This window comes from Enterococcus sp. 4G2_DIV0659 (assembly GCF_002140715.2).
Lineage (GTDB): Bacteria > Bacillota > Bacilli > Lactobacillales > Enterococcaceae > Enterococcus_L > Enterococcus_L mansonii.
The window spans coordinates 51013-71690 of sequence record NZ_NGLE02000001.1 but is presented as its reverse complement, the minus strand read 5'-3'; the positions used below and the strand labels follow the sequence as shown (position 1 = coordinate 71690).

The 20678-nt window shown below is 35.0% G+C and carries 15 protein-coding genes and 1 pseudogene; 8 read left to right on the top strand and 8 right to left on the bottom strand.

Annotated features, from left to right (window positions below; genetic code table 11):
• Positions 1-133: 133 nt before the first annotated feature.
• The 7 genes from metA to A5880_RS00285 all read left to right on the top strand — a co-directional run bounded on the left by metA (position 134) and on the right by A5880_RS00285 (position 7521).
• Positions 134-1057, top strand: a complete 924-nt coding sequence (gene metA / locus A5880_RS00315; RefSeq protein ID WP_086330093.1) for a homoserine O-acetyltransferase MetA — start codon at positions 134-136, stop codon at positions 1055-1057.
• Between the two features lie 380 nt (positions 1058-1437).
• On the top strand, positions 1438-2793 hold the full coding sequence (locus tag A5880_RS00310; RefSeq protein ID WP_086330092.1) for a citrate transporter: 1356 nt from the start codon (positions 1438-1440) through the stop codon (positions 2791-2793).
• A 23-nt stretch (positions 2794-2816) separates the two neighbouring features.
• Positions 2817-4040 carry an amidohydrolase family protein gene (locus A5880_RS00305; protein ID WP_086330091.1) on the top strand — a complete coding sequence of 408 codons (1224 nt, stop codon included), beginning with the start codon at positions 2817-2819 and terminating at the stop codon, positions 4038-4040.
• A gap of 233 nt (positions 4041-4273) precedes the next feature.
• On the top strand, positions 4274-5617 hold the full coding sequence (locus A5880_RS00300; RefSeq protein ID WP_086330090.1) for an FAD-dependent oxidoreductase: 1344 nt from the start codon (positions 4274-4276) through the stop codon (positions 5615-5617).
• 147 nt (positions 5618-5764) lie between these two features.
• Positions 5765-6226, top strand: a complete 462-nt coding sequence (locus A5880_RS00295) for a GNAT family N-acetyltransferase (protein WP_256924794.1) — start codon at positions 5765-5767, stop codon at positions 6224-6226.
• Positions 6227-6251: 25 nt separating this feature from the next.
• Positions 6252-6701, top strand: a complete 450-nt coding sequence (locus A5880_RS00290) for a nucleoside deaminase (protein ID WP_256924793.1) — start codon at positions 6252-6254, stop codon at positions 6699-6701.
• A gap of 22 nt (positions 6702-6723) precedes the next feature.
• Complete coding sequence (locus tag A5880_RS00285) at positions 6724-7521, top strand: alpha/beta fold hydrolase (RefSeq protein ID WP_086330088.1); 798 nt, start codon at positions 6724-6726, stop codon at positions 7519-7521.
• 201 nt (positions 7522-7722) lie between these two features.
• Here A5880_RS00285 and cls read toward each other — a convergent pair whose 3' ends face one another.
• Positions 7723-9183: a cardiolipin synthase gene (cls, locus tag A5880_RS00280; protein WP_086330087.1), complete on the bottom strand. Its 1461-nt coding sequence runs from the start codon at positions 9181-9183 to the stop codon at positions 7723-7725.
• Between the two features lie 238 nt (positions 9184-9421).
• Here cls and A5880_RS00275 point away from each other — a divergent pair, with 238 nt between their 5' ends.
• Positions 9422-9961 carry a DUF2179 domain-containing protein gene (locus tag A5880_RS00275; protein ID WP_086330086.1) on the top strand — a complete coding sequence of 180 codons (540 nt, stop codon included), beginning with the start codon at positions 9422-9424 and terminating at the stop codon, positions 9959-9961.
• A 97-nt stretch (positions 9962-10058) separates the two neighbouring features.
• Here the strand turns inward: A5880_RS00275 and A5880_RS00270 are convergent, their stop codons facing one another.
• The 7 genes and pseudogenes from A5880_RS00270 to A5880_RS00240 all read right to left on the bottom strand — a co-directional run bounded on the left by A5880_RS00270 (position 10059) and on the right by A5880_RS00240 (position 20610).
• A complete protein-coding gene (locus tag A5880_RS00270; protein ID WP_086330085.1) occupies positions 10059-10979 on the bottom strand; it encodes a DUF1803 domain-containing protein in 921 nt (306 codons plus the stop codon).
• Between the two features lie 88 nt (positions 10980-11067).
• Positions 11068-11994 (bottom strand): manganese-dependent inorganic pyrophosphatase, encoded by a 927-nt coding sequence (locus A5880_RS00265; RefSeq protein WP_086330327.1) that lies wholly within the window; start codon positions 11992-11994, stop codon positions 11068-11070.
• Between the two features lie 96 nt (positions 11995-12090).
• On the bottom strand, positions 12091-12855 hold the full coding sequence (gene pflA, locus A5880_RS00260) for a pyruvate formate-lyase-activating protein (RefSeq protein WP_086330084.1): 765 nt from the start codon (positions 12853-12855) through the stop codon (positions 12091-12093).
• Positions 12856-12977: 122 nt separating this feature from the next.
• Positions 12978-15224, bottom strand: coding sequence for a formate C-acetyltransferase (gene pflB, locus A5880_RS00255; RefSeq protein WP_086330083.1), 2247 nt, complete (start codon positions 15222-15224; stop codon positions 12978-12980).
• Between the two features lie 288 nt (positions 15225-15512).
• Positions 15513-17983 (bottom strand): annotated as a pseudogene (parC, locus tag A5880_RS00250) (DNA topoisomerase IV subunit A).
• A 12-nt stretch (positions 17984-17995) separates the two neighbouring features.
• Complete coding sequence (gene parE / locus A5880_RS00245) at positions 17996-20059, bottom strand: DNA topoisomerase IV subunit B (RefSeq protein ID WP_086330081.1); 2064 nt, start codon at positions 20057-20059, stop codon at positions 17996-17998.
• Positions 20060-20181: 122 nt separating this feature from the next.
• Positions 20182-20610, bottom strand: a complete 429-nt coding sequence (locus tag A5880_RS00240) for a CoA-binding protein (protein ID WP_086330080.1) — start codon at positions 20608-20610, stop codon at positions 20182-20184.
• Positions 20611-20678 lie beyond the last annotated feature (68 nt).

The window sequence follows — 20678 nt, the reverse complement described above, 5'->3', positions numbered from 1 at the left end:
AGGATGTTTTTCCTGTCTCATGTTTTTTTCATTATTCAACCGATTTATCTAAAGGTTTTCAAGAAAGAAACTTTCTTTCCGAGACATTTTATCGTAAAATGAGAATATACAAAGAAAATGAGGAGGAATATGCATGCCGATTCGTGTACCAAAAGAACTACCAGCTATTAAAGTATTAGAAAAAGAGAAAATTTTTGTAATGGACGAAGAACGTGCAATGCATCAAGATATTCGTCCTTTAGAAATTTTAATCTTAAATTTAATGCCTAAAAAAATTGAAACAGAAGTCCAATTATTACGTTTATTAAGCAATACACCTTTACAAATCAACGTTGATTTTTTACATATGAGTAGTCATGAAGCCAAAAATACGTCTAGTGACTATTTGGACCGCTTTTATCATCGCTTTAAAGAGGTCAAACACAAATTTTATGATGGATTAATTATCACAGGAGCGCCGATTGAGCAGTTACCATTTGAGCAAGTAGATTATTGGGAAGAACTTCAGGAAATTTTTCATTGGAGTACATCACATGTTTTTTCAACTTTTCATATTTGCTGGGGAGCACAAGCAGGGCTCTTTTTCCATCATAATATTGATAAATATCTATTGAATCAAAAGTTGAGTGGAATTTACTCTCATGATGTTTTATCACCAACATGGAGCATTTTAAAAGGATTTGATGATGTGTTTTTTGCCCCTCATTCTCGATATACGACGATTAAAAGAAGTGATATAGACAAAATTGATGAATTAGAAGTCTTAGCTGAATCCGCTGAAGCAGGTCTTTTTTTAGTTGGTAATAAAAATAATCGAGCATTTTATGCAATGGGTCACTTAGAGTATGATCGAGAAACATTGCAACAAGAATTTGAACGGGATCAACTAAAAGGAGTCAATCCTAAACTTCCTAAAAATTATTTTCCAAATAACAATAGTAAACAATTACCGCCATTACGCTGGCATATGGCAGCATCATTGTTATTTTCGAATTGGTTAAATTACGCGGTGTACCAAAACACTCCCTATGACTTATCTGATTTATTAGAAAAATAGTGACTATGATGAGGTTGAGACAAAAGTTGATTAGGTTCGAGCAATGCAAAAATCGAACAATACGCTTCTTGCATTGCTCGATTTTTGCAAAATTGCCGAAGAACCTGGCTTTTGTCCACCGTTTATTAGGATTTAGAGTGTGAAACAAAACTGATTTTTAGTTTTTTGTCCCACACTCATTTTTTGTATAGATCATTTATGTAAGTGCATTCTCTTTTCTTTTTTTGTAAAATAAACGTATTATTATAAATGAAAGGAGAGGAGTATACAGTAAGGCGTTGGTGATTTTTCTAGTTATTTATCCTAATTCAAAATTTAAAACAAATAGGTATAACTAGATGCTTAAAATGATTTTATTAACTATTGTGAGGAGACGTATTATGAAAATGGCAAAAAGGTTTTTAAGTGGGGCATTGCTCGGTATTTTATTTCTTTTTTCTTTTGTGCCGGCATTTGCTCAAGAAATTGGTAAGATTACGGCACCAACAGGGATAAAGGCAGTTATTGTTATAATCCCGTTGATTCTCGTTTTGGTTCTGTTATTTATGAAAGTTGATATGATTATTGCTGGATTTGTTGGCGGTGTATTGGCAATGATTATCGGTGGAATTGGTATAGAACAAGCAAATAAACAGTTATTGGAAACAATTCCTATGATGCTTGGAATAACTGTTCCTATTATTAATTCTGCTGTTGCAATGGCTGTGTTTAAATCTGGTGGTTATTCAGCGGCCTTAACATTGGCAAAAAGAGGAACAAAAGGAAAAGTAGAATACGTTTCAGCATTTATTGTTATTTTATTAGCTGCAGCGACTTATATGTCTGGTATTGGCGGAGGAAGTGCTATGGTTATTGCACCCTTGGCATTTGTGGCCGTTGGTGTAGTTCCTGAGTTGATTGCTGCGATGTCACTAGCTGCAGCAGTTTCATTTACAACATCACCAGCTTCATTAGAATCGAGTATTGTTTCCAAACTAGGCGATTTTAGTGTTGCTAAATATGTTTCTGATATGCGTCCAATTTGGTTAGTCTTTTGTGTTTTAGCAATCATTTTAGCTTTTTGGGGAACAAAAAGACGAAACATTGGTTTTAAAGAAAATAGTGATGATGAATACGCAACAATGAGTAACAAAGCGTTATTTAAATTAACATTACCTGCAATTTTCTTATTGTTTGCTGTCATTTTTGGTCCTGTAGTAAATGACTTAGCTGGCTTCCCATTATTGACTCCTTTAGTGTATATGATTTTAACATTGGCATTAATTTTTATTTGTTCTGATTTTACATTGAATCAGTCCGTTGAAGCAATGGTTGATGGCTCAACTTATATTTTAACTCGACTCTTTCAAGTAGGGATTTTTCTAGCTTTTATTAATATTATTGCTCAAACAGGTACTTTTGCTGTTATTGCGGGCATTGCAAGCGCTGCTCCAGCTATGATCATGGTTCCAGTTGCTATTTTAACCGGAATTTTGATTGGTGTTCCTGCTGGTGCTTATGTTGGCTCAGTATTGACTCTAGTATTACCAGTAGCTGTATCATTGGGCTTTTCTTCAATAGAACTTGGATTAGTCGCAGTCGGTGTAGGTCTAGGTAGTCAAATGAGTTTTGTAAATATTACGATGCAGGCATTATCATCAGGCTTCCAAATCCCTATACTAGAGGTTGTAAAAGGCAACGTAAAATGGATTAGTATAGCTTCTGTGATATTGATAGCAATTGGATTCTTTATTTAACTAAAATAGATGGGGTGTAAACAATGGATATTCTAATTAAAAAGGCGCGAATAAGTGATGAACAAGCGTTACAAGATATAGGGATTAAAGAGGGGAAAATCGTCGCAATTTCCGATGACTTAACTGATGATGCAGCGACAGTAATTGAAGCGAATGGCCGAGTTTTAATTCCTGGGTTAGTTGAAAGTCATATTCATTTGGATAAAGCATTAATCGCAGATAGAAAACCGAATAAATCTGGCACGCTGCAAGAAGCAATCCAAGTGACGGCTGAATTGAAACCGACATTTACTGAAGAAGATATATACAACCGTGCTAAAAAAGCTTTAGAAATGATTATTGCTCACGGTGTAACTGCGGTAAGAACACATTCGGAATTTGATCCAGCTCAAGGATTTACTGGATTTAAGACGATTTTAAAATTAAAAGAGGAGTACCGAGACTTAATTGATATGCAAGTCGTTGCTTTCCCTCAAGAAGGAATTTTTAAAGCGCCAGGTACAGAAAAAATGATGTATGAAGCAATGGAGATGGGAGCAGACGTTGTTGGAGGAATCCCTTATAATGATGCGCCTGCGGATAAACATATTGATCTAGTTTTTGAAATTGCCAAAAAATATGATAAGGATATCGACCTACATCAAGACTTTAGTGATGAAGCAACAGATATGTCTATAGAATATTTATGTCAGAAAACGATTGCTGAGAGATATCAAGGAAGAGTATCTGTCGGTCACTTGACAGCACTACACGCCTTAGAACCGAACCGCTTGAAAGAGATAATTGCATTGATGGCTGAAGCGAATATAAGTGTGATGGCTCTTCCAGCGACTGACTTACATCTCGGAGCCAGAAACGATCCGTATAATGTTAGAAGAGCAGTTACACCAATTAGAAAATTACGTGATGGTGGTGTAAATGTTTGCCTAGCAACGAATAATATTCGTAACGCTTTTACTCCATATGGAAATGGTGATTTAATGCAAATCGCCATGCTTGCAATACCAGTAGGTCATCTTGGCGGTGCTGACGATTTGCCGACAGTTTTACCAATGATCACAGAAAATCCAGCAAAAGCCTTAGGTCTGTCTAATTACGGCATCCAAATCGGTAACAAAGCTGATTTAGTCTTACTAGATACGACCGTAAAAGCCGATGCAATCATTGATATACCAGAAAGAAATTATGTGATTAAAAATGGAAAAGTCACAGTTGAAGTAAAGAAAGAAGTCACAATTTTTAAATAATCACTCGAAATAACCAACTAAATATAGCCTAGCGCTATATTTAGTTGGTTATTTTTTTATCCATACAAATTAGGTTACCATAAAAATATTATGTAAAGTAATATAAGAAGACATAATAGTCGTCATTCTCATTTATAAATATTAATTGAGAATGATAAGTCTAAGTGCTTGTTATTGCTTGTATTCTTATGATATTATTTATTATATAATAAATAATATTGGAGGTACAAGAAATGAAAGTTATCGTTTTAGGTTCATCACACGGAGGATATGAGGCTGTTGAAGAATTATTAAATTTACATCCTGATGCTCAAATTCAATGGTACGAAAAAGGAGATTTCATTTCTTTTCTTTCCTGTGGTATGCAGCTTTATCTAGAAGGAAAAGTAAAAGATGTTAATTCCGTTCGATATATGACAGGTGAAAAAATGGAGAGTAGAGGCGTTAGCGTTTTCTCCAACACAGAAATAACCGCAATCAAGCCAGAAGATCATATGGTTGTTGTCAAAGACTTATTAACAGATACAGAACGAGTGGAGCATTATGATAAATTAATTATTAGTCCAGGAGCGGTGCCATTTGAATTAAATGTTCCAGGAAAAGAATTAGAGAATATTTATTTGATGCGCGGTAGAAAATGGGCAATCAAATTGAAACAAAAAACAATTGATCCACAAGTAAGTAATGTTGTGGTTATTGGTAGTGGTTACATCGGTATAGAAGCTGCAGAATCATTTGCTAAAGCAGGAAAAAATGTTACTGTTATTGATATATTAGATCGACCATTAGGTGTTTATTTAGACAAAGAATTTACAGACGTTTTAACGGAAGAAATGGAAGCTAACAACATCAAAGTGGTAACAAATGAAACGGTTCAAAGTTATAAAGGTGAAGGACATGTTCAAAAGGTTGTAACCGACAAAAATGAATACGAAGCGGATCTTGTTGTAGTGGCCGTGGGAGTCCGACCTAATACAGGTTGGTTAAAAGATACATTAGACTTGCATCCAAATGGTTTGATCAAAACAGACGAATATATGCGTACAAGCGCACCTGATGTTTTTGCTGTAGGGGATGCAACACTGATTAAATACAATCCAGGTGACACAGAAGTCAATATTGCTTTAGCAACGAATGCAAGAAAACAAGGGCGCTTTGCAGTTAAAAATTTACAAGGTCCAGTGAAACCATTCCCAGGTGTTCAAGGTTCTTCTGGTTTAGCTGTTTTTGACTATAAATTCGCTTCTACAGGAATCAACGATGAAATGGCTAAGAAATTAAACAAAACAACGAAATCTGTATTAGTGGTTGACGATTATTTGATGGATTTTAATCCAGATAAACAAAAGGCGTGGTTTAAATTAGTCTACGATCCTGAAACAACACAAATTTTAGGGGCTCAATTGATGTCAAAAGCTGATCTAACAGCAAACATTAATGCGATTTCACTAGCTATCAAAGCAAAAATGACAATTGAAGACTTAGCTTATGCTGACTTTTTCTTCCAACCATCGTTTGACAAACCTTGGAACATTATCAACACAGCTGCATTAGAGGCTATGAAAAACGAACAATAAGATACATTCCGAAAAACCGAGATACCGCCTGTAATGGTCGATATCTCGGTTTTTTTATACTAAATAAAAGTAATGTAAGATGGTTATGTCAGATACAAAGATACTGTGTTAAACTTATGAAATAACAGCTATAAGGAGAATTAAATAATGATTGAACTAAAAAAAATGACAACCGAAGATTACAAAAACTATATCTCTGTTGCAATTAAAGATTATGCTCAAGATAAAATAACTGCTGGAACTTGGACTTGCGAGGATGCATTTGAATTAGCTAAAGAAAGTATTGAAAGTCTTTTGCCAGCTGGAAAAGAAACGAAAAAGCACTATTTGTTTTCTATTGTTGAAAAGTCAGCAAACAAAAAAGTCGGATTTCTGTGGGTTCATTTAAAGGATTCCAAGCTATTTATTTATGATTTTATTATATTCGAAGCATTCAGAAATTTAGGCTACGGCAAAAAAACTTTAGTCTGTCTTGATTATTTGGCCAAAGAGATGAACGCCTTACAAATCGATTTACACGTATTTGCACATAATAAAGGGGCAATTCATTTATATGAAAAAGTAGGCTTTGTAGCAACTGATATCAGTATGTCGAAGCAATTGAAGTAATTCGGTGAAGAGGAGTGTATGGTATATGAATCAACATCCTAATAAAGCAATCATGACTAGCTTAATCATTCAACAATGGAACAATCATTCGATTTATGCTGCAGTTATTGATGAAAAAATGAAGATTGTCTCAGTAGGTAAAACAACTGTTCAAAATTCATGTGATCCTACAGCACATGCGGAGGTCAATGCTATTAGAGAAGCATGCGCTTTTTTAAAAACAGATTCTTTACCAAAAGGTTATTGGCTTTATTCAACATTTGAGCCTTGTCCGTTGTGTGCATCTGCTGCAGTCTGGAGTAAACTTGATGGCATTGTCTATGCAAATGATCCAAGATTTAAAGGTAACTTACCTAATTGGTCTTTTATAAAATGTAAAAAAGTTCTTGAACAAGGGGCGTATATTCACAAAGTTGATTTAATCGAAAATTTTATGCTGGATGAGATAAAAGATTATTTTATCAAACATAAGTAAGACAAAAGAGAGGAGATAATCGATGTACTATTCTAATAAAGAGGCAGATATTTATTATAAAATAATCGGAGAGGGAAAACCACTGCTTATTTTACATGGATTTTCAATTGATCATAGAGGACTTCAAGGAATTCTTGAAGAGTCAACTTCATTAAAGACTAAATATAAAAGAATTTATATAGATTTGCCAGGCATGGGAAAATCAAACGTTCACAATAAGGATATGAATGCAGATAATCTATTGACAATCCTTATTGAGTTTGTTCATAAGGTTATTGGTGAAAGGTCTTTTTCAATTTTAGGTTATTCGTATGGCGGTTATCTTGCGCTAGGTTTAATCAAAAAATTACCTACTAAAATCAAAAAAGCTGTGTTACTAGCACCTGTTGTTAAAGCTGAGAACTCTAGTCGAACATTACCCGAAAAACATGTAAATAAAGTCGAGTCTTTTGACGTTGATAATCAACTGGTTTTTGAACAATATAAACATGCTGTTGTGAATATAACCGAAGCAAGTTATAAAAATTATTTAACTGAGATTCAACCAGGTCTTTCGGTTGGAGATCAAGAATTTCAAAAGTCTTTTCAAAGAGATGGATACAAATTAGCATTCGAGGAAAGACTTTTGCTTAATGATGCAACTTGCGAACGTTTGATAATTTTAGGTAAACAAGATGACGTCGTTGGATATGAGGATGTGACGAAACATCGAAAAAAACTTTTAAATAGCAGGATTATTTTGCTAGATAATGCAGGTCATAATTTACAACTTGACGAGCGTGATGTGATACGAAAAGAACTTTCGATTTTTTTAACTTAAGTATAAAAAGACTTTTCTAGGAAGGACAAATAACCTAATTATACAAAGTAGTTTTTTTGAGGAGCAATATACACCTCCTCAAAAAAACTACTTTGTATAATGTATATTATGTAAACTAGAATAATAAGTTGAAAATTAAACCAATCCCCTGCATTATTATTTGCAAATAATTGGTTTAATTCAAAGTTGCAATATTCTTTATTACAATATTGGTGACAATAATCGAGAGAAATTCTGTTTAAAGTGTAACCAGTGGGACTGATCTTTAATCATTTTATCCGTTAATAAGGTACTGTTAGTCATATCGTTCTCGAATATTTCAGTTAATTTTCCAGCAATGTGGGTGTCATAAATAAACGTACTTACTTCGAAATTCAGTGCATAACTTCTGATATCTTGATTCGTTGTACCCACCATGCAGATCTCATTGTCAATGATCATTGTTTTAGCATGCAGAAAGCCATTTTGATACATATAAATCTTAATCCCTCTGTTGTGCAGGTAATTTGCATAGTACTGTGTTGCCCGATAAATAAATGGATGGTCCGGCATACAAGGAATCATGATACGCACATCAATACCTGAGCGAACAGCAATCAACAAAGCATTGATCATACTATCATCAGGAATCAAATAAGGTGTTTGGATCCAAACAGATTTTTCAGCGGATAAAATCATTTTAATAAATCCACTTTTTAAAATCTCCTCTTCAGAATCTGGTCCATCAGAGACTACTTGCAAAGCTAAATTATTCAGCTCGTTGTCTTCTGCAATTTGAAAGTATTTGTCTAGGTAATCCATTTTTTTAGATGTATGCTGTATAGATGCATTCCAGTCCATAATAAAAATTTCTTGTAAAGAAAAAACAGAAGTGCCAACTAAACGAATATGGGTATCTCTCCAATAGCCAAATTTTTTACTTTCACCTAGATATTGATCGCCTACATTGAAGCCGCCAGTCCACCCTATTTTCCCATCGATTACCACAATTTTCCGATGTAAATGATAATTCAAACGAGTTTTACTAATGATATTTTTGGACGTGATAAAAGGGGTTACCTTTCCACCTAATTCAACAAACGATTTGAAAAACTTTTTGTTTGCTCCTGGAGACCCCCAAGGATCATAGATTAAATGAACAGACACTCCCTCTTGGACTTTCTCTCCCAGTATATCTAAAAACTGATTGCCTATCTTGTCATTGAAAAATGAATAATATTCTACATGAATACTTTCCTTCGCTTGGCGAATATCTTCAAATAATGCAGCAAATTTTTCTTTTCCGTCTGTATAAATCTGTAAGTTATTTCTTTTGCTAAGCGGCGAAGAATCCATATTCCTAAAGTATTTATTTAAGACACGTGCATCTGTTAGTAAATTGATGTCTAATGTCCCATTTGCTTTTAAATTGTCCTTATCCACCTTATGTTTGATTTCTGAGATTTTCTCTTCATCATAGTCTGTTAAATTAAAAACTTTTTGACCGTTGATTCCTCTTCCGCAAAAAATATAAATAATAAAGCCGATACCTGGTAAAAATAATAATGTCATAATCCAGGCTAAAACACTGGAAATGCTACGTGGTTTTCTAAAGACAGTGACAAGAGCTGCTGTTGTATTTAATAACAGCAGAACGAGTACTATGATGATAAAAATTCTCATCCGATTTCAATTCTCCCTTATAATATGTAATATATTGATTATAACAAAAACAATACGTTGATCCAACCAATAACACTGCTGACTAATTTCCATTTAAATAATACTATTAGAACCATTCTTTTTACTATTTAAAAATTTCCATTAATTCTCAAAATTATTTTGATTTTCTCTATGTTCATTCTGTTTATCTTGTACTATAATATGCTGATATCTTTAATTTGAAAAGAGGAATAATAAAATGAACATCGACATAAAAATGCTTCTTACAATATTTATAATTAACTTTTCTTATATTACATTAAATACCATTCGATTCATGTTGACGATGAAAGGTTATCGGTTGATTGCTCCTTTAGTTAGCATGGCTGAGATAACCATTTATGTATTAGGACTGAGCATGGTGTTAAATCGTCTGGATAATCCGTTGAATCTTGTGGTTTATGCACTTGGTTATGCCGTTGGTATTAGTGTGGGGATCAAAATAGAAGATTATTTAGCTTTAGGCTACATTATGGTTACGGCTATTCTTCCTTCTTCTACAGAGCAGCTAAACTTACCTGAAATTTTAAGAGAACATGGTTATGGTGTCACCCAAAGCTTTGGACAAGGTCGTGAAGGTGAACGGATGATATTAGAAATACTTTCTCCCCGTAAAAATGAACGAAGTTTATACAAGTTGATCAACGAACAAGAACCTAGAGCTTTTATTATCTCTTATGAGCCTAAATTTATATCTGGAGGCTTCTGGACTAAAAAAGTTCGAAAAAGAAACAATTAATCAGTTTTGAAGTTACTGAGGAATGAACGCCAAGAGTAATGCCCTCAGTAACTTTTTTAGCTCCGTTTTTCTAGTTTACATAATATTATTATAGCAACTAAGTAGTTTTGAAATAACTAAGTGACTCCTGTTCTTCAAAATATTTGTTGAACAATGAGCTATAGATTTCTTGTTTAGCAAACACACGCTGATTTCTATCAGCGATCGTGTCCCATAGCAATGATACTTCATGTCCAAGTCTATCGAATAAAGCCTCATCTACTATCGTTGGTTGTTCTTCTAACACTAGTGTAGTTGTATAACAAATTCCATTAGCATCTTTTTTCAAATCATTTGTTAGTAACAATGCTTCTTGAAAAATGTTTCGTTTACTGTTTTTAATTTTATTCCGTTTAGTCGCTCTTATTATCTTTTTTGTTTGTGTAACAAAATAATCAATATCCACGTCCCCTATTAAATTTTGAAGCGGTTGGAATGTCGCAGGCAGCGGTTTTCTAGATGAAAGACACATAAAATATGTGGCTAAATCAAAGGGTTGGCTATTTTCATGAGAAATTGAGATAAATTTGAAATCATTATTCCCCACTTCTTTTTTCGTTAAAAACACTGGCTGTTGACTCAAAGAATCTACTACCCCAAAAAAATAATCCTGCTCTTCAGCAAAAAGGAATGACCACAACCATTCGCCAAAAATAAAGAAACGTGTGCACCTATCTTGTCCAAGTACTTCTATGGATTTGTTGATGGAATCAGGAATTTCGATTGTTTTTTTTTCGTTATAGATTGGAAATGTTAGTGAATACCTTCTATTTTTACGTTCAAGTAAGTTGTGTTTAATTAGTTTATCTAAGAAATGTTCTAAGTTCGTCTCGTTAGAGAAATCTGTTTTTATTTGCCTTAAAATCACTTCTGCTCCTTGATGATCCAAAAAATAATCAACGATTCTATTGAATAACGGATCTGAGATAATCGTATGTAACTGCCGATTTTCTCCATAATAGTATGTTATATTCTTCAAGTCTAGCCCACTCTTCCTCTCTAGTCGATTAAAATAGTAAAAAACTGCAAGTGGCGTAAATAAAAACCACCTGCAGTTTTCTTTTTATTTAACTAAATGCTTCCGTTAATTGAGGTACAACTTGTTTTTTACGAGAAACAACGCCATTTAAAAACGCACGATTATTTTCTAATTTGATGTTAAACGCTGACTCAACTTTATCTAATGAATCTCCGATCACTAATAACTCAGAATCACTACTTAAAATATCTGTAACAATCAATACGAATAAATCGTAGCTATTTGCAGCATTTGCGTTACTCATTGCTTCTTCCAGCTCTGCTTGACGGTTTAGGACTTCGTTTAGATCAACTGTATTAACTTGGGCAATCCGAACATTATTATCACTCATTGGGAAACTTTTCGCATCTAAATCTAACAATGTTTCTGCAGATTTGTCACTTAAATTCGTGCCAGCTTTTAACATATCTAGACCATAACCTTCTAAATTGATTTCTGCGATCTCTGCGAGCTCATTAGCAGCGCTGATATCTTCCTGCGTACAAGTTGGTGATTTAAATAGTAAGGTATCAGAAATAATTGCTGACACCATCATTCCGGCAATTTGCTTAGGAACAGGGATATTATTTTCTTTAAACAATTTTAGCACAATTGTACTTGTACAACCAACTGGCTCCGCGCGATAATACAATGGATCAGCAGTTTCAAAATTAGCAATACGGTGGTGATCAATAACTGCAAGGATAGTCAACTCTGCAATATCCGAAATGCTTTGTTGAAATTCATTGTGATCAACCAACATTACTTGATTGGTTTCCCCAGCTGCACTTTCTACAATTCTTGGGGCATCTACATTAAAATAATCCAATGCGTATTGTGTTTCTTCACTTGGTGCACCTAAGGCTACTGCTTCTGTATCTTTACCTAATTCTTTTTGTAAGTATGCAAAACTGATTGCTGCACCTATTGCATCAGTATCAGGGTTTCGGTGTCCAAAAACAAGAATTTTTGACATAATCATGATTCACTCCTTCTTTTTTCTTCATTATTAATAATAACAAAAAATAAAAAAGAAACAACAATTATTGTTGCTCTTTTTTATTTTTATAAACTATCTAGTTGCATATCTATTATAGTCATTGACGTGCAATAGTTTTTTTGCGTTTTCTACTCGATCTTCCGCCGGTGGCTCAATCCCGTCTAACGGATAATCTAACCCTAATTCATCCCACTTGTACTTGCCCATTGTATGATAAGGTAATACTTCTACTTTATCAACATTTTTAAGTGTTTTTATAAAGGTATCTAGACGAATTAAGTAGTCATCATAATCACTACGTTCTGGAACCAACACATGTCTAATCCAAACAGGTTTTCCTATTTCAGAAAGATATTGAGCCATTTCTAAAATATTCTCATTTCCTAATGATGTTAGTAATTTATGCTGTTCGTTATCGATATGTTTGATATCAAATAGTAATAAATCAGTGTAATCCATCAATTCTTGAAATTGACTGAAAAATGGTTCTTCTCTTGTAAAGGGTTTACCACAAGTATCGATGGTTGTATGTATTCCTTTTTCTTTTGCTTTTTTAAATAAGTCGATTAAAAAATCTAATTGAAGCAAAGGCTCTCCACCACTAACTGTAATGCCACCTTTTTCACCCCAATAAGAACGATATTTAATGGCTTCATCTAAAACTTCATCAGTTGTAACGACACGCCCACCAGAGCCGATTTTCCAAGTATCTGGGTTATGACAAAATTGGCAACGCATGCGACAGCCTTGTGTAAATACGATGAATCGAACGCCAGGGCCGTCAACGGTCCCAAAATTTTCTGTAGAATGGATTCTACCAATAACAGGAGTTGTCATTGCTTGTTCCTCATTTCGTTTGGTTTGGATTTTCAAATGCGCTTTGTTCAATTATTTCATAATTTTAAGCTTTTTTGAAAAAGAAGGGATGACGCGAGGCCACCCCTTCAGTTGTTAACTTATTACAGTCTGTCGTGTGAAGTTCTAGAGATAACATCTGCTTGTTGCTCAGGAGTTAAATCACGGAATTTCACGGCATATCCAGATACACGGATTGTTAAGTTAGGGTATTTTTCTGGATGAGCTTGTGCATCTAATAATAATTCGTTTGTGAACACGTTAACGTTTAAGTGGTAGCCGCCTTTATCAAAGTAGCCGTCCATTACGTTACGTAAGTTATCAATTCTTGTATCATCATCTTTACCTAAACCGTTAGGGTTGATTGTTTGTGTATTAGAAATTCCATCCAATGCACTTGTATATTCTAATCTAGCAGTTGAGTTAAGTGATGCTAAAAGACCATTTTTCTCACCTAAGAATTTTCCGTCTTGGTAACTTGGGTTAGCACCTGGTGCTAATGGTTTACCAGCGCGACGTCCGTCTGGAGTATTACCAGTTGCTTTACCATAAACAACGTTTGAAGTGATTGTTAATAATGATGTTGTTGGTTTTGCGTTACGGTACGTATGTTGACGTCTGATTTGAGTCATGAAGTACTCAAGAATCCAGTTAGCCATTGCATCTGCTTCTTCATTATCGTTACCATATGTTGGGAACTCATTTTGAGGAACATAGTCAATTGCTAAACCATCTTCGTCACGGATAACTTGTACATTACCGTATTTGATCGCCATTACTGAGTCAGCAGCATGTGAAATTCCTGCAATACCAGTAGCGAATGTACGTTGTAAGTTACTTTCCATAAAGGCTAATTGAGCTGCTTCATAAGAGTATTTATCATGCATATAGTGGATAACGTTCAATGTATTTACATACAATTCTGCTAACCAATCCATGATATCTTTGTAACGATCGATAAACTCGTTGTAGTCTAAAGTATCCCCTGTCATTGGGCGGAATTTAGGAGCTACTTGCATTTTAGTTTTTTCATCTACCCCACCGTTGATTGCATAAAGAACAGCTTTTGCTAAGTTTGCACGAGCACCGAAGAATTGCATATCTTTACCCATTACTGTTGCAGATACACAACATGCAATTGCACAATCATCTGATCCCCAGTTTGAACGTAGTAAATCATCATTTTCAAATTGGATAGATGAACTTTGTTTTGCAATTTTTGAAGCAAATGTTCTAAATCCAACTGGTAAATGTGAAGAATATAACACAGTCAAGTTTGGCTCTGGAGATGGTCCCATGTTTGTTAGTGTGTGTAAGATACGGAAATCACTCTTAGTTACTAATGAACGGCCATCTAAGCCCATACCAGCGATTGATAAAGTAGCCCAAATTGGGTACCCAGAGAATAATTGATTGTATTCTGGTGTACGAGCAAATTTAACCATACGTAATTTCATGATTAAGTGATCAATCATTTCTTGTGCTTCAAATTCAGTAATCAAACCTGCTTCTAAATCGCGTTGGATATAAATATCTAAGAATGCAGAGATACGTCCGATAGACATTGCCGCACCATTTTGTGATTTGATAGCGCCTAAGTAACCAAAGTATAACCATTGAATAGCTTCTTTCGCATTGGCAGCTGGTTGAGAGATGTCAAAACCGTAAGTTGAAGCCATTTCTTTTAAGTCAGCCATTGCTCTGATTTGTTCAGAAATTTCTTCTCTTAAACGAATAACGTCGTCTGTCATTACTTTATTCCCTGTATTGCTTAGATCTTTTTTCTTCTCAGCAATCAAGAAATCCATTCCATATAATGCAATACGACGGTAATCACCGATGATACGTCCACGACCATAAGCATCTGGTAAACCAGTGATGATTTTGTTTTTACGAGCGGATCTCATTTCTGGTGTGTAAGCGTCGAAAACACCTTGGTTATGTGTTTTTCTCCACTCCGTAAAGATTTTAGACATTTCGTCGTCAACTTCGTATCCATTTGAAGTTAAAGAGTTATTAGCCATGTTGATACCGCCAAATGGCATGAACGCTTGTTTCAATGGTACGTCTGTTTGTAAACCAACGATTGTTTCTTCTTCTTTAATTAAGTAACCAGGTTCATGAGAAGTGATTGTTGCAGGAATGTTGTTATCCATGTCATATACACCATTTTTTTCATGTTGTACTTCGAATAATTCCTGCAATTTTGTCCATAACTTGTCTGTGCTTGGCGCGATTGGTTCTAGGAAAGAATCGTCACCTGTGTACTCAGTGTAGTTTCTTTGAATAAAGTCACGTGTGTCTACTGATGTTTTCCATTTGTCGCCTTTAAAGCCTTTCCATTGCTCCATTGATGGGCCTCCTTAGTATGCTGAAATCTATTGTAACAGCTTTATGTGATAAGTATAACACACGATTGTTTTTATGCAAGTGTTTACTTAATAAAAAATGAACGAATTCATTATTTTTATTAATAAACAGATTAAAAACCCTTATAAATCAATGTTTTTGTTTGTGATCCTGTTAACTAATTAGACTGATTATGATATCAAGAATAAATATTCTGTAATACAAAACAGCCAATCTGTACTAGTACAGATTGGCTGTTTTGGCTAATTATATAGAACAGTTGAAAGCGGTTAGATGGAGTCAGTTTCACTTTTCTCTTCTAATACGGCTGTGTGCATTTCATGGACTTCTAAGATTTCACCATCTTCTTTTTCATCTAGCATAAAGGAGCCGTTTGATGTGCGATCATTGATTGGATATTTTTTTGAATCAATAGTGTATTGGTGTCCGCTTTGTGTTGTAACTAACAATTCTAATGAACTGCTTTCAGACATAAATATGACACGATGAGGATTTTTTTTCAGTTCACGAAGAACCATTAATCCTCGTTTAGCTCTACCTAACTGAGTTAATTCTTGTGCTAACATACGTTTGATACTACCCCGTTGAGTCAATACCACAACAGGTGTATCCCCTTCTTGGTAAACAAGTAAACCATTAACAACATAGTCTTCATCTTTTAGGTTCATTGCTTTAACACCCGCTGCTTTTGCTCCAACAACAGGTACTTCATCTAATGGATAACGCAAACCAAACCCTCGATGACTAACTAAAAAGACATCAACTAATTTTTGTTCATTAGTTAGATAAACATTCACTATTTCATCCGTATCAGATTTTAATTTCATGCAGTTTGTTGGGCGACTTTTGTACGTTCGCCACGGTTCAAAGTCGGTCATTTTACTTTGTTTGATCATACCTTCTTTTGTCATAAATACAAACGTCTTCGTTGGTGAAAGCTCTTTGTACGTATAAACTGCGATAATTGATTCATCAATAGAGAGATTTAAAATGGTTTGTGAAATATGTTCACCTATTTCTTTCCATCTCAAATCTGGAAGTTCATGAATCGGACGATAAATGACGTTTGCTTTATTGGTAATCAATAAAATATGATCTAAGGTGTTTACTTCACCGGTATATAAAAGGAAGTCACCCTCTTTCATCCCGATTTCTTCTGGCTTGGATGCGCTATATGAGCGTAAACTGCTACGTTTGATATACCCTTCATGCGTTACAGTAACGACAACATCTTCTTGAGCCACTAATACTTGTGTATCGATTTTAATTTCTTGAATTTCATTTTCAATTTGTGTTAAACGATCATTGCCGTATTGTTTTTTCACTTCACGTAATTCTTTTTTATTACGTTGAATAGAACTTTTTCATCGCTTAAGATGGTTGTCAATTCTGCAACCAATTGGTTTAATTCATTGGCTTCTTTTTCAAGTTGAGTAATATCAGTGTTAGTTAAGCGATATAATTGCAAGGTCACAATAGCTTCTGCTTGTGCTTCAGTAAAAGCATATTCGTTTACTAAATTTAGCTTAGCATCTTTTTTATCTTTACTACCACGAATTGTTTCAATCACTTGATCAAGGATGGATAAAGCTTTAATCAGACCAGCTACGATATGTTGACGAGCTTGGGCTTTGTTTAATTCAAATCGGCTACGATTTGTAATTACTTCTTTGCGGTGAGCAATATAACTGTCTAGAATACGTTTGAGTCCAACTTGCTGTGGCGTCATATTATCAATAGCAACCATATTGAAATTATAATTGATTTGCAATTCAGTATTTTTGAAAAGGTAATTTAAAATCCCTTCAGCATTTGTATCTTTTTTCAGTTCAATAGCAATTTGCAACCCTGTTCGATCACTTTCATCACGAACTTCAGCAATTCCGTCAATTTTCTTGTTTAAGCGAACTTCATCTATTTTTTTAACTAATGTCGCTTTGTTGACTTCATATGGGATTTCAGTGACGATAATTTGTTGTTTACCGCCTTTTAAAGGTTCAATTCGGGTTTTAGAGCGCAGAATTACTTTCCCTCTACCGGTTTCGTAGGCTTTTTTTATTTCTTCTTTCCCTTGTAAAATACCACCAGTTGGAAAATCTGGACCAGGAATAAATTCCATTAGTTTCTCTAAGGGCGCATTAGGATGATCAATTAAATAGATTGTTCCATCAATGATTTCGGCTAAATTGTGTGTTGGAATTTCTGTGGCATAGCCTGCTGAAATCCCAGTAGAGCCATTTACCAATAAGTTTGGGTATTTCGCCGGTAAAACGGTTGGTTCTTTTTCTGTATCATCAAAGTTCCAGACGAAATCCACTGTTTCTTTTTCGATATCGCGTAATAGTTCACCGCTCAATTCAGAAAGACGTGCTTCTGTATAACGCATCGCAGCGGGTGGATCTCCATCCATACTCCCGTTATTTCCGTGCATTTCAATCAAAACTTCACGAAGTTTCCAGTCTTGGCTTAAGCGAACCATGGCTTCATAGATACTGCTATCACCATGGGGATGATAATTCCCCATGATATTTCCGACTGATTTCGCCGATTTTCTAAAACTTTTTTCAAATGTATTTCCATCTTTGTTCATAGAAAACAAAATTCTACGTTGTACAGGTTTTAACCCGTCGCGAATATCAGGTAGGGCCCGTTCTTGAATGATATATTTGGAATATCTTCCAAAACGATCGCCCATTACTTCTTCAAGCGTTAATTCTTGAATATCTTGGCGTTTTTCCAAATTTGTCACTCCCTACTCTAAATCAAATAAACTGATTTCTTCTGCATTGTTGCGTTCAGTTTCTTCTTTTTTTTCTTCATCTAATACTTCATTTGAAATGGATGGCGAGATTTCTACGTCTCCATCTTTACGATCTAAGATGCTACCATCTTCTTCCAATGTAAATTGGACATGGCGTTCAATCCATTTTCTACGAGGTTCTACTTTATCACCCATTAATGTTGTAACACGACGTTCGGCCTGTGCTGCATCATCAATTCGGACACGAATCAGGGTACGCGTTTCAGGATCCATTGTTGTTTCCCATAATTGGTCAGCGTTCATCTCACCTAGTCCTTTGTATCGTTGCAACATGTAGCCTTTACCGACTTGTTCTGTTACATTGGCCAATTCTTCATCTGTCCAAGCATATTCAGTAACAGCTTTTTTCCCTAGGCCCTTTGATACTTTATACAGTGGCGGTAAAGCAATATAAACTTTTCCAGCTTCGATCAATGGTTTCATATAACGATAGAAGAATGTCAACAACAACACTTGAATATGTGCCCCATCGGTATCAGCATCGGTCATAATAATGACTTTATCATAGTTACAATCTTCAACCGTAAATTCAGGTCCAACACCTGCTCCGATTGTATAAATCATTGTGTTGATTTCTTCATTTTTCAAGATATCCTGCATTTTCGCTTTTTCTGTATTAAGCACTTTTCCTCGTAAAGGTAAGATTGCTTGGAATTTTCTATCGCGTCCTTGTTTCGCAGAGCCACCGGCAGAGTCTCCTTCGACTAAGTATAGCTCGTTCTTTTTAGGATTACGAGATTGTGCAGGAGTCAGTTTGCCAGATAAAAGGGATTCCCCTTTTTTTCTTTTTTTCCCGTTACGGCTTTCTTCTCTTGCTTTACGCGCAGCCTCACGGGCTTCACGAGCTTTGATTGCTTTACGAATCAATTGTTGACTCATTTCGCTGTTTTCTTGTAAATAAAAGCCCATTTGCTCCCCAACAACGTTATCGACCGCATTACGTGCTGCAGGTGTTCCTAATTTCTCTTTTGTTTGTCCTTCAAATTGTAGTAGATTTTCCGGGACACGAATAGATAAGACTGCAGCTAATCCTTCACGGAAGTCACTACCTTCAAGATTCTTATCTTTCTCTTTTAGAAGATTCACTTTTCTTGCATATTCGTTATAGGCTTTTGTCATCGACGTTTTCATACCGACTTCATGTGTACCGCCGTCTTTTGTACGTACATTATTAACAAAAGATAGAACATTTTCTGAATAGCCATCATTGTATTGATATGAAAGTTCAACTTCAATGCCGTCTTTTTCTCCTGAAAAATAAACAACAGGAGTTAAGGTGTCTTTTTCTTCGTTTAAATAGGCAACGAATTCTTTGATTCCTTCTTCATAATGGAAGATTTCTTCTTTTGGTTCGTCTCCTCGATAGTCGGATAAAGAAATTTTGACTCCCTTTAATAAAAAGGCTGATTCTCTCAAGCGTTCAGCTAATGTATCGTATGAAAAATGTATTGTAGAAAAAATAGTTTCATCTGGTAGGAAAATCACAGATGTTCCATTTTTTTTAGTTGTTTTCCCAACTTTTTTTAAGGTTCCAACGGGTTTTCCGCCATTTTCAAAGCGTTCCATATATTCAATACCGTCACGAACGATTCGAACTTCTAACCAACTTGATAATGCGTTAACAACACTGGCTCCAACACCATGAAGTCCACCAGAAGTTTTGTAGCCGCCTTGACCAAATTTCCCTCCTGCGTGAAGAACGGTAAAGATGACTTCTACGGTAGGGATGCCGGATGCATGCATTCCTACTGGCATTCCCCGACCAGAGTCAGTAATTTTGATACTATTATCTTTTTGAATGGTTACGCTGATTTCATTTCCATAACCAGATAATGCTTCATCAACTGCGTTATCGACAATCTCATACACTAAATGGTGTAATCCACGGCTGTCTGTGGAGCCGATATACATTCCTGGTCTTTTTCGTACAGCTTCCAGTCCCTCTAAAACTTGGATGGAGGCGTCATTGTATTCATTGTTTACTTTTTTCGCCAAAGAAAAAACTCCTTATACTTGAATTATAGGGCACGAGGCCACATCATTACAATAATACTCTAAAAACTCTCAAAAAAAAAGAGCTTTCCTAAACGGCTACTCTTTCTTAAGATTGTTTACATCTATCTAGGCATTTCAGCTAATTCAATTTTTATGCAACGATTCATTATAATAGCATTTCTTCCCGCATTTTTCAACATATCTGCCGCTTTTTCATTTTCTAGACCAAGTTGTGCCCAAAAGACTTTTGCATCTGTTTCTAAAAAATCGTGAGCTACTTCAGGTAAAAATTCGCTACGTCGAAAAATATCAACGATATCTATTTGGCCTGGAATGTCTTGTAGTTTTTCATATACTTTTTCTCCAAGTATTTCTTGTCCGGCTAGCATAGGATTTACTGGAATAATTTCATACCCATAGTGTTGTTGTAACAATTTAGCAATTTGATAACTTGTTCGGTCTTCTTTTGCACTTAAGCCGACAATTGCAATTCGTTTTGCCTGCTTTAGATAAGTGTAAATTTGCTCTTGTGAAGGGTTTTCTATTGTCATTTCCGTCATCCTCTCTAAATTCTTTTCTATTTCATTATACATCGAATATTTAATTATTGTTAGCTCTT